Consider the following 10,685-nt stretch of genomic DNA (forward strand, 5'->3'; position numbering starts at 1 on the left):
AAACAAGGGAAACGGGGAGCACGAGAGCGAGGACCGGGCTGCCTGAAGCCTCTCGTCCGGGCCCCGCGGGCCCGGCAGGAGGCGGGAGGCACGGGGAGCGGAGGCCCGGAGCCCGGGACGGCAAAGGGGGAGACGTGGCCGTGAAGACGATGTCCGTGGAACAGCCGCTGTGGCGTGCGCTGAGCGGCTACCGCATCCTGGCCGTCCTCTACGCCACCGGCGTCTTCGTCTCCAGCTACCGCGAATACAGCGCGCCCGTGCCCGGAGTGGTGTTCCTGCTCGTCCTGACGTGCTGGACGTTCGCGACGCTGCGCAACGTCGCCTCGGCCGCCCGGTGCACGCTGCCGTTCCTGGTCACGGACATCCTGCTGGGCGTCGCCGGCATCCTGCTCTCCCCGGTCGTCGACGGGCACGGCCAGGTCGGCCCGACACTGCCGTCCATCTGGGTCGCGGGCCCCGTCCTCGCCTTCGCCCTCAAGGGCGGCTGGCGCTGGGCCGCGGGCGTCTCGGTGCTGGTGGGGGCCGCCAACATCATCGAGCGCGGCACGATGACGCGCACCACCTTCCACAACGTCCTGCTCGTCTGCGTGGCGAGCGTGGCCATCGGCTACGTCATCGAGGTGGCCCGCGCGAGTGAGCGCACGCTGGCGCGGGCCCTGCAGATCGAGGCGGCCACGCGCGAACGCGAGCGACTGGCCCGCGACATCCACGACAGCGTGCTCCAAGTGCTGGCCATGGTCCAGCGCCGCGGCACGACGCTGGGCGGCGAGGCGGCGGAGCTCGGCCGGATGGCGGGCGAACAGGAGGTCGCTCTGCGGGCCCTGGTCTCCAGCGGCGTGGCACCGCGGCCCGCGCGTCCGGGCCCGGACGCGCGGGCCGCGGAGGTGGTACCCGGCCCGGAGGCGGGCACGGGGCTCGGCGACGCGGTATCCGGTCCCGACGCGGCGGGTGGGCCCGTGGCGGCGGACGGCGACGCGGCCGACGCCGTGACCACGCCCGTCACGGCCTCCCTCACCACCGCGGGTGGCTCCGCCTCCGGTGACGGCACCCCCGGCGGTGCCGCCCGCGGCGGGTCCGAGCGGGCCGGAGCCGAGCGGGGCGGCGCCGAGCGGGGCGGCGCCGAGCGCGGCGAGGCCCTCCCGGACGGTGCCGTCCCTGGCGATGGTGTGCCCGGCGAAGCCGTCCCGGGCGGTGCCGTATCCGGTGCGGGGGCTGCTCGGGGGCGTCGTCGTCCGTGGGCCGGCGGGCGCCGCCCCCGGGAGCGCGCGGGGAGCGCCGCAGCCCCGGACGGCGACGAGGCGGCGAGCGCGCCCTGTGACGTACGGGCGCTGCTGGCCGCGTACGCGGCCTCGCGTGTCACCTTCGCCGAGCCGGGGGCGCCGGTGCTGCTGGGGGCCCGGGCGGCGGCCGAGCTCGCGGCGGCCGTCGGCGCGGCGTTGGACAACGTGCACAGGCACGCGGGAGGCGGTTCCGGGCGGCCGGCGCAGGCGTGGATCCTGCTGGAGGACGAGCCGGACGCGGTGATCGTGACGGTGCGGGACGACGGCCCCGGCATCCCGGCCGGGCGGCTGGCGGACGCGGAGGCCGAGGGTCGGCTGGGCGTCGCGCTCTCCATCCGTGGCAGGCTGCGCGATCTGGGCGGCACGGCCGAGCTGGTGTCGGTGCCAGGACAGGGCACGGAAGTGGAGATGAGGGTTCCCAAGCATGGCAACTGAGGGCCTGTCAGGAGGCGTGCCCGGCGACGGGCGGGCGGCGGATCCGGTGAAGGTGATGGTCGTCGACGACCATCCGATGTGGCGGGACGCGGTGGCGCGGGACCTGGGCGAGGCGGGGTTCGAGATCGTCGCCACGGCCGGCGACGCCGAGCAGGCGATCCGGCGTGCCCGGGCCACCCGCCCCGACGTCCTGGTGCTGGATCTGAACCTGCCGGACAAGCCGGGTGTCGAGGTGTGCAGGGAACTGGTCGGGCCGCAGTCGCCGCTGCGGGTGCTGGTGCTCTCGGCGAGTGGCGAGCACGCGGACGTGCTGGAGGCCGTCAAGTCGGGCGCGACGGGTTATTTGGTCAAGTCCGCCGGGCCGCAGGAGCTGCTGGAGGCGGTGCGCCGTACGGCGCTGGGCGACCCGGTCTTCACGCCGGGCCTGGCCGGCCTGGTGCTGGGCGAGTACCGCAGGCTGGCGGCGGATCCGGCCCCGGCGGCCCAGGAAGGGCCTGACGTGCCGAAGCTGACCGAGCGGGAGACCGAGGTGCTGCGCCTGGTCGCCAAGGGCCTCAGCTACAAGCAGATCGCCGAACGGCTCGTCATCTCGCACCGCACGGTGCAAAACCATGTGCAGAACACCCTCGGCAAGCTGCAACTGCACAACCGGGTCGAACTGGTGCGGTACGCCATCGAGCGCGGCCTGGACGACTGACGAAAGACCCCAGGGCCCCCGCCGCCCGGGCGGCGGGCCGCGCACGGCTGTCCTTCGTACGGGTGGTTGCCGCGCGTCCGCGGCCCGCAAATTCAGGCGAAAACGACGTCTCGCCGCATCCCATGTGACGTGGATCACCGCTAGCGTGGCGGGTGTTGCGCGCTGCGCACAGGTGTGTGCGCAGCGCGCCCCCAGGCGTCCATGCGGAGAAGGGAGATCCCATGCGGGTCGGAGTGCTCACGGGCGGCGGCGACTGCCCCGGACTCAACGCGGTCATGCGGGCCGTGGTCCGTAAGGGAGTCCAGGCTTACGGCTACGACTTCACCGGTTTCCGCGACGGCTGGCGCGGTCCCCTCGAAGGCGAGACGGTACGGCTCGACATCCCGGCGGTACGCGGCATGCTGCCCCGTGGCGGCACGATCCTCGGCTCCTCGCGTACGAACCCCCTCACGGAGGCGGACGGGGTCCGCCGCATCAAGGAGAACCTCGCCAAGCACGAGGTCGACGCGCTCATCGCGATCGGCGGTGAGGACACGCTCGGCGTCGCCGCCCGGCTCACCGACGAGTACGGCATCCGCTGCGTGGGGGTGCCCAAGACGATCGACAACGACCTGTCGGCGACGGACTACACCTTCGGCTTCAACACGGCCGTCACCGTCGCGACCGAGGCCATCGACCGGCTGCACACCACGGCCGAGTCCCACATGCGGGTGCTGGTGGTGGAGGTGATGGGCCGGCACGCGGGCTGGATCGCCCTGCACTCGGGGCTGGCGGGCGGCGCCAACTGCATCCTCATCCCCGAACAGCGCTTCGACGTCGACGAGGTGTGCGGCTGGGTCACCTCCCGTTTCAGGGCGAGTTACGCGCCGATCGTCGTCGTCGCCGAGGGCGCGATGCCCAAGGACGGCCAGATGGTGCTCAAGGACGAGACGACCGACTCGTTCGGCCATGTGCGGCTCTCCGGCGTCGGCGAGTGGCTGGCCAAGGAGATCGAGTCGCGTACCGGCAAGGAGGCACGCACCACCGTGCTCGGGCACGTCCAGCGCGGCGGCACGCCGACGGCCTTCGACCGCTGGCTCGCCACCCGCTTCGGCCTGCACGCCATCGACGCCGTGCGCGACGAGGCGTGGGGCAGCATGGTCGCCCTGCGCGGTACGGACGTCGTCCGTGTCCCGCTGGCGCAGGCCACGGAGAAGCTGAAGACGGTGGACCCGGCGCTGTACGAGGAGGCGGGCGTCTTCTTCGGGTGAGAGCCCGTGGAAAACTGTCCCCGCGGGGTGCGGCCCGATCCCTTCGAGGGGCTGTCCGGCCGTAGGCCCGCCCCGTGCGGTCAGCGGGGAATCGGGGCTCCTCTTCCGGGCGGAGCCGCCCAGGCGGGGAGTCCCCCAAGGAACGGAAAGGGCGGGGCAGGGCCTCATGCACGGACTGCCGGCCGAGGTCCTCTCCGCCCTGCTCCTCGTGGCCACTCTCGCCTGGGCCGTCGCCCGCCCGCCCCGGTGGCCGGAGGCCGTCGTCGCGGTCCCCGCCGCCGCCGTGGTGCTCGCGACGGGTGCGGTCTCCCTCGCCCATGTGCGGGAGGAAGCCGCCCGCCTGGGCCCGGTCATCGCCTTCCTGGCGGCGGTCCTCGTCCTGTCGAAACTCTGCGCCGACGAGGGCCTCTTCCACGCCTGCGGGACGTGGATGGCCCGCAGGGCCTCCCGCGCCCGCGCCGAGGCGCGCCCTGGGCAGCTGTTGACGGCGGTCTTCGTGGCGGCTTCCCTCACCACGGCGGTGCTGAGCCTGGACACGACGGTGGTGCTGCTCACCCCCGTCGTGTTCGCCACCGCGGCCCGGCTCGGCGTGCGCGCCAGGCCGCACGTGTACGCCTGCACCCATCTGTCGAACAGCGCGTCGCTGCTGCTGCCGGTCTCCAATCTGACCAACCTGCTGGCGCTGGCCGCGACGGGGCTGACGTTCACCCGGTTCGCCGGGCTGATGGCGCTGCCCTGGCTGGCGGCCGTCGCGGTCGAGTACGTGGTCTTCCGGCGCTTCTTCGCCGCGGACCTCGAAGGGCGGGAGGAGGACCGCGAGGCGCCCGGCTCCCTGGAGACCCCCGAGGTTCCGCTCCTTCCCCTCGTCACCGTGGTGTGCACGCTCGCGGGGTTCGTCGTGACCTCGGTCTTCGGCGTCGAACCGGCCTGGGCGGCTGCCGCGGGCGCCCTGGTCCTCGGGGCCAGGGCGCTGCGCCGCGGGCACACCTCGCCCCGCGGTCTCCTGGCGGCGGCCGGGGTGCCGTTCCTGGCGTTCGTGATGGCGCTGGCCGTGGTGGTGCGGGCGGTGGTGGACAACGGGCTCGCCGACTGGCTCGGCCGCCTGGTGCCGGACGGTACGGGTCTGCTCGAACTGCTGGCCGTGGCCGGGCTGGCGGCCGTGCTGGCGAACGTCATCAACAACCTTCCGGCCGTGCTGGTGCTGCTGCCGCTGACCGCACCGGGCGGGGCGGGGCCTGTGCTGGCCGTGCTGCTCGGCGTCAACATCGGCCCGAACCTGACCTACGCGGGGTCGCTGGCCACCCTGCTGTGGCGGCAGACGCTGCACCAGCACGCGCATCCGGTGCGGCTGCGCGAGTTCACCCGGCTCGGGCTGTTCACGGTGCCGCCCGCGCTGGCGCTGTCGGTCCTCGCCCTGTGGGGCTCGCTCCAGGTGCTGGGCTGACGCCCCGCCCGCCGGGGCGCCGCCGGTTGCTGCACCGCCCCTCATCCGCCGAGGCGCACCCTCTTCCCCTTCCCTGCCCCCTCGCTCACCGCGGCCAGCAGCTGGGCGGCCACCGTGACGCCGTCCAGCGTGAGCACCGACTCGGGGTGGAACTGGACCGAGGCGAACCCGGGTCCGCGCAGGGCGTGGATCTCGCCGCTCGCCGCGTCGCGGCTCAGTTCGATGCCGTGCAGGGCGAGTTCGGTGACGGTTTCGTCGTCGCAGCGGGCGGTGTAGGAGTTGTAGAAGCCGACGGTCTCGGGCCGTCCGAACAGGTCGACGGTCTCCTGGGCCCCCTGGTGGGGGCGTTGTTTGCGGACGAGGTCGAGGCCCAGTTCGGCGGCGAGCAGTTCGTGGCCGAGGCAGACGCCGAGCAGCGGCTGCCGCCCGCCGCTGACCAGGTCGGCGGCCAGACCGCGCAGCAGCCGCATCTTCGGGTCCGCGGCGTCACGCGGGTCGCCGGGTCCTGGGCCCAGCACGACGGGGCCGGCGTGCTCCAGCGCTGCCGTGTGCAGCCCGGGCTCGTCGAAGCGGCGCACCCGCACGGCACACCCCGTGGAGCGCAGCAGGTGGGCCAGCATGGAGGTGAAGGTGTCCTCGCCGTCGACGACGAGCACGTCGGACGCGCCCCCTCCGGCGCCTGCCCCGGCCGTGCCTGCCCCGGCCGCGCCGCCGGTGGCGCCCGTCCCGGGCGCGCCGCCGTGGCGCGGGAGGCTCGTCCGCATCCGCAGCCAGAACGGGGCCAGCCCCGCGCGCCTGCCCTCCAGGGCCGCCTGCACGCGGGGGTCGTCGGCCAGCCGGGCGCGGGGGTGCCGGGCGGCGCGCGCCGGCGCCTCCCGTACGCCCAGCGCGGTCAGGACGCCCGCCGCCTTCGCGTGGGTCTCGGCGACCTCGCTCGCCGGCTGTGAGGCGCGCACGAGGGTGGCGCCGACGGGGACGCGCAGGTGCCCGGTGTGCGCGTCGATGTCGGCGGTGCGGATGAGGATGGGGGAGTCCAGCGTCTGGGCGCCGCCGGGGGAGTCGTCGTGCCCGATCAGGGCGAGGGCGCCCGCGTAGTAGCCGCGTCCGGTGGCCTCGTGCCGTTCGATGACCCGGCAGGCGTTCTCGACCGGGGACCCGGTCACCGTCGCCGCGAACATCGTCTCGCGCAGTACCTCGCGGACGTCCAGGGTGCTGCGGCCCCGCAGTTCGTACTCGGTGTGCGCCAGGTGTGCCATCTCCTTCAGCCGCGGGCCGACGACCACGCCGCCCTCGTCGCCGACGGTGCACATCATCTTCAGCTCCTCGTCGACCACCATGGACAGCTCCTCGCTCTCCTTCCGGTCGGCCAGGAACTCCAGCAGTCCGGCCACGTCGGGCCCCTGGGCGGGGTAGCGGTAGGTGCCGCTGATGGGGTTCATCACGACCGTCCCGCCCCTCATCCGTACGTGCACCTCCGGGCTGGCGCCGACCAGTACCCTCCCCCGCCCTCGGGCTCCGCTGCGCTCCGCTCGGGCGTCAGGTGCCCCCATGCCGGTGTGCACGACGAACGTCCAGTAGGCGCCCTGTTCGCCGCTCAGCAGCCGGGCGAAGAGCGCGAGCGCGTCGGCGCGGGTGAAACCGGGGATGCGCGCCTCGTAGTCGCGCCTGATGACGAAGTTGGCGCCTTCCCCCGAGCCGATCTCCTCGTCGACCACCCGGCGCACGAGCTGCTCGTAGGCGGCGTCGTCCACGTCGAACGCGCCGGGCTCGACCGCCACGCGGTGGCCGGGCAGCGCGGCGAGCACGTCCTCGGCCGGCAGCGCGTACCGCTCGTCGGGCAGCAGGACGGACAGCGGCGTGCCGTCGTCGCGTACGCCGAAGCCGCGCTCGCGGATCTGCCGGAACGGGACGAGCGCCAGCGCTCCCGCCTCGCCGTCCGGGCCGACGGGAATGTCGGCGAGCCGGTCGACCTCGCGCACGGTGCCGATCAGCACCTCGACGACGTCCGCCTCGCGGCCCGGGGTACGGCGGCGCAGCAGGGCGAACGGCGGGGCGTCGGGTCGGGTCAGCCGCTCGACGAGGGCGGCGGGCGAGGGGGAGGGGGCGGTGGTGCGGTCCATGGCGGTTCCTTCTCGTGGAGACGGGAGGGAACGGCCGCTACGCGAAAAGGCCGCCCCTCGGGCGGCCTGTCGCGGTACTGAGCCTCGAATCGCTCAGTGGATACGCGCGTCCTGGCGGGCCGCCGTGCGGGCGGGCCACCACCAGTTCATGGTCGAGTGCGCGTGCATGGGGGACACCCTAGCCCACCGCGGGCCCCGGCGCCGGGATCCACCTGCCATGGTCCCGGTCTCGCATCGCGGGCAGCGGGACGGACAGCGTGCCGGACCCCGTAATCTTGGGTCCGTGACTGTGAACGCCAACCCCGACGCCGGTGCCCGCACCTGGCGAGACCTGCCCGCAGCACAGCAGCCCGACTGGCCGGACCACCAGGCTCTGCGCGACGCCCTCGCCGAGCTCGAGTCCTATCCGCCGCTCGTCTTCGCCGGCGAGTGCGACCAGCTGCGGGAGCGGCTGGGTGCGGTCGCGCGCGGTGAGGCGTTCGTACTCCAGGGCGGCGACTGCGCCGAGGCGTTCGACCAGGTCAGCGCCGAGGACATCCGCAACAAGCTCAAGACGCTCCTCCAGATGGGAGCCGTCCTCACCTACGCGGGCGCCGTGCCCGTGGTGAAGGTCGGGCGGATCGCGGGCCAGTACAGCAAGCCCCGCTCCAAGCCGACCGAGACCCGCGACGGGGTCACGCTGCCCACCTACCGCGGCGACTCGGTCAACGGCTTCGAGTTCACCGAGGAGGCCCGCAGGCCCGATCCGGAGCGGCTCAAGCGGATGTACCACGCCTCGTCCGCGACGCTGAACCTGGTACGGGCCTTCACCACCGGCGGCTACGCCGACCTGCGCCAGGTGCACGCCTGGAACCAGGACTTCGTCAAGACCTCGCCCTCGGGCCAGCGCTACGAGGCGCTGGCGCGGGAGATCGACCAGGCGCTGAAGTTCATGCGGGCCTGCGGCACCGACCCGGAGGAGCTGCGCACCGTCGAGTTCTTCTCCTCGCACGAGGCGCTGCTGCTCGACTACGAGTCGGCGCTCACCCGCGTCGACTCGCGCAGCGGCAACCTCTACGACACCTCCGGGCACATGGTCTGGATCGGTGAGCGCACCCGGCAGCTGGACGGCGCGCACGTCGAGTTCGCCTCCCGGGTGCGCAACCCGATCGGCGTGAAGCTGGGCCCGACGACCACTCCGGAGGAGGCGCTCGCGCTCATCGAGCGGCTCGACCCGGACCGCGAGCCGGGCCGGCTGACCTTCATCACCCGGATGGGGGCCGACAAGATCCGTGACCGGCTGCCCGACCTGGTGGAGAAGGTCACCGCCTCGGGCGCGCCGGTCGCCTGGGTCTGCGACCCGATGCACGGCAACACCTTCGAGGCGGCCAGCGGCCACAAGACCCGCCGCTTCGACGACGTGCTGGACGAGGTCAAGGGCTTCTTCGAGGTCCACAAGGGCCTGGGCACCCACCCCGGCGGCATCCACATGGAGCTGACCGGCGACGACGTCACCGAGTGCGTGGGCGGTGGCGACGAGATCTTCGTCGACGATCTGCACCAGCGCTACGAGACGGCCTGCGACCCCCGGCTCAACCGCAGCCAGTCGCTCGACCTGGCGTTCCTGGTGGCGGAGATGTACCGCGACCAGTGAGCGGCGGCTGAGCGTGCCGACCTGCGCCTGGGGCCCGCGTCACGGTGGTGTGACGCGGGTCCCGGGCGCGTGTGTGGACACGGTCCGACGGGTAAGGTTAGGTTTACCTCAGAAAGCTTGTCCTGACCGGAAGCGGAGGTGACCGCGTGTACGTCTGCTCGTGCTTCGGCATCACCGAGGAGCAGGTGCGCCGGCACGCGGCGGCCGGGGCCTGCACCCCGCGCCAGATCGCTTCCGAGAGCAAGGCGGGCACGGACTGCGGCTCGTGCGTCCGCCGCATCCAGGGCATCCTCGGCCGTGGGGCCTGCCCGCGCAGGGCCGCGCTGGAGCGTGGCGAGCCCGCCCTGACGGCTCAGACTTCCACGGTGCCCCCGACGGCCGCGCCCCAGCAGGGTGAGGCGGAACCCGCCGAGCTCCCCGCCGGGGCGGCGCCCGCACCGCTGCCGCTGAGAACGGCGGCCTGACCCCGCCCCGCCGCCCGCCGGCTCAGGTCTCGTCCGGGGCCTTCTGCTCGATCTGCTGGGCGATGTAGAGGGGCTCGCCGAGCTTCTCGACCAGTTCGAGCTGCGTGTCCAGGTAGTCGACGTGGTGCTCCTCGTCGGCGAGGATGTCCTCGAAGATGTTGGCCGAGGTGATGTCGCCCTTGGCGCGCATCACCTCGATGCCGCGCCGCAGCCGGTCGATCGCCTCCGCCTCGATCTGCCGGTCGGCCTTGAACATCTCGGTGACCGTCTGGCCCACCCGCACGTGGAAGAGCCGCTGGTAGTTCGGCAGGCCTTCCAGGAAGAGGATGCGGTCGGTCAGCCGTTCCGCGTGCCGCATCTCGTCGAACGACTCGGAACGGGTGTACTCGGCGAGCTTCGTCCAGCCGTGGTGCTCCTGCATCTTGGCGTGCAGGAAGTACTGATTGATCGCCGTCAGCTCGGCGGTCAGCTGCTCGTTGAGGAACTCGATGACCTCGGGGTCGCCCTGCATGGTGCGGGCTCCTTCCTGGGAGTGACGCGTGAAGCGGGCCGGTCGCGCACGCGGCGCGCAATCGCGCATCCTGTCACCGCTCACCGGAACGATCCAGTAAGTGCAGGCTTACCGTATTTGCCCGTCTTCGCTGCCGCGAGGGCGGTCGGCGCTCGTCGCGCGCCGCCTCGGGGTGGTCGAGACCACGGCCGCGGGTCTGTCACCATGGAGGCATGGGTCAGCCGTCAAGCCGTGAAGGGGAGCGACAGGAGCTTCCGCCCGGCCAGCGGCTCCAGCGCGGGTGGCCCGTCACCCACTACGGGCCCGTACCGAAGTTCAAGCCCGAACGCTGGGAATTCCGGGTCTTCGGGGCCACCGCGGACAGCGACAAGCACTGCTGGGACCACGAGCAGTTCACCTCGCTGCCGTACGAGACCGTCGTCGCCGACCTGCACTGTGTCGCGAAGTTCAGCATGCTCGGCGCCGAGTGGGGCGGAGTCCGTGCCCAGACGGTGCTCGAACTCGCTCCCCCGGCGCCCGACGTCACCCATGTGATGGTGTGGGCCGAGTACGGTTTCAGCTCCAACCTGCGGCTGTCCGACTTCGCCTCGGACAGGGCGCTCTTCGCCACCCACCGGGCGGGCGAGCTGCTGACCGCCGAGCACGGTTTCCCCGTCCGCCTGGTCGTACCGCACCTGTACGCGTGGAAGGGGCCCAAGTGGGTCCGCGGCATCGAGTACATGACGGCGGACCGCCGCGGCTTCTGGGAGGAGCGCGGCTACCACAACATCGGTGACCCGTGGCAGGAGCAGCGCTACTCCTACCAGGAGGAGCCCGGGGACGGACCGGAGCTGTAGCCGGCCCGCCCGCCC

9 protein-coding genes are annotated in these 10,685 nt (G+C 73.1%); 7 read left to right on the top strand and 2 right to left on the bottom strand.

Features of this window, described 5'->3' with window-relative positions:
* The first annotated feature begins 149 nt into the window (after positions 1-149).
* The 4 genes from AB8Z75_RS25205 (at position 150) to AB8Z75_RS25220 (ending at position 5,106) form a co-directional block, all read left to right on the top strand.
* Positions 150-1,715 (top strand): DUF5931 domain-containing protein, encoded by a 1,566-nt coding sequence (locus tag AB8Z75_RS25205; RefSeq protein WP_369205765.1) that lies wholly within the window; start codon positions 150-152, stop codon positions 1,713-1,715.
* A complete protein-coding gene (locus tag AB8Z75_RS25210) occupies positions 1,705-2,412 on the top strand; it encodes a response regulator (RefSeq protein ID WP_369205749.1) in 708 nt (235 codons plus the stop codon). The genes AB8Z75_RS25205 and AB8Z75_RS25210 overlap by 11 nt, the downstream gene beginning before the upstream one ends.
* A 221-nt stretch (positions 2,413-2,633) precedes the next feature.
* Positions 2,634-3,662 carry a 6-phosphofructokinase gene (locus AB8Z75_RS25215; protein ID WP_369205751.1) on the top strand — a complete coding sequence of 343 codons (1,029 nt, stop codon included), beginning with the start codon at positions 2,634-2,636 and terminating at the stop codon, positions 3,660-3,662.
* A gap of 166 nt (positions 3,663-3,828) precedes the next feature.
* Positions 3,829-5,106: an SLC13 family permease gene (locus tag AB8Z75_RS25220; RefSeq protein ID WP_369205753.1), complete on the top strand. Its 1,278-nt coding sequence runs from the start codon at positions 3,829-3,831 to the stop codon at positions 5,104-5,106.
* A 41-nt stretch (positions 5,107-5,147) separates the two neighbouring features.
* Here AB8Z75_RS25220 and AB8Z75_RS25225 read toward each other — a convergent pair whose 3' ends face one another.
* Positions 5,148-7,226 carry an anthranilate synthase family protein gene (locus AB8Z75_RS25225; protein WP_369205755.1) on the bottom strand — a complete coding sequence of 693 codons (2,079 nt, stop codon included), beginning with the start codon at positions 7,224-7,226 and terminating at the stop codon, positions 5,148-5,150.
* Positions 7,227-7,509: 283 nt separating this feature from the next.
* Between AB8Z75_RS25225 and AB8Z75_RS25230 the strand changes: the two genes are divergently transcribed.
* A complete protein-coding gene (locus AB8Z75_RS25230) occupies positions 7,510-8,859 on the top strand; it encodes a class II 3-deoxy-7-phosphoheptulonate synthase (RefSeq protein ID WP_369205757.1) in 1,350 nt (449 codons plus the stop codon).
* A 146-nt stretch (positions 8,860-9,005) separates the two neighbouring features.
* Entirely contained in the window at positions 9,006-9,323 is a 318-nt protein-coding gene (locus AB8Z75_RS25235) for a bacterioferritin-associated ferredoxin (protein ID WP_369205759.1), read from the top strand.
* Positions 9,324-9,345: 22 nt separating this feature from the next.
* On the opposite strand, the gene bfr is transcribed toward AB8Z75_RS25235, so the two are convergent.
* On the bottom strand, positions 9,346-9,834 hold the full coding sequence (gene bfr, locus AB8Z75_RS25240) for a bacterioferritin (protein WP_369205761.1): 489 nt from the start codon (positions 9,832-9,834) through the stop codon (positions 9,346-9,348).
* Positions 9,835-10,046: 212 nt separating this feature from the next.
* On the opposite strand from bfr, the gene AB8Z75_RS25245 reads away from it, so the two are divergent.
* The gene (locus AB8Z75_RS25245) at positions 10,047-10,670 is read left to right on the top strand and encodes a sulfite oxidase-like oxidoreductase (protein WP_369205763.1); all 624 of its coding nucleotides are present in this window, start codon (positions 10,047-10,049) and stop codon (positions 10,668-10,670) included.
* Positions 10,671-10,685: the final 15 nt, after the last annotated feature.

The sequence above is a fragment of the Streptomyces sp. PU-14G genome, from assembly GCF_041028275.1.
GTDB lineage: Bacteria > Actinomycetota > Actinomycetes > Streptomycetales > Streptomycetaceae > Streptomyces.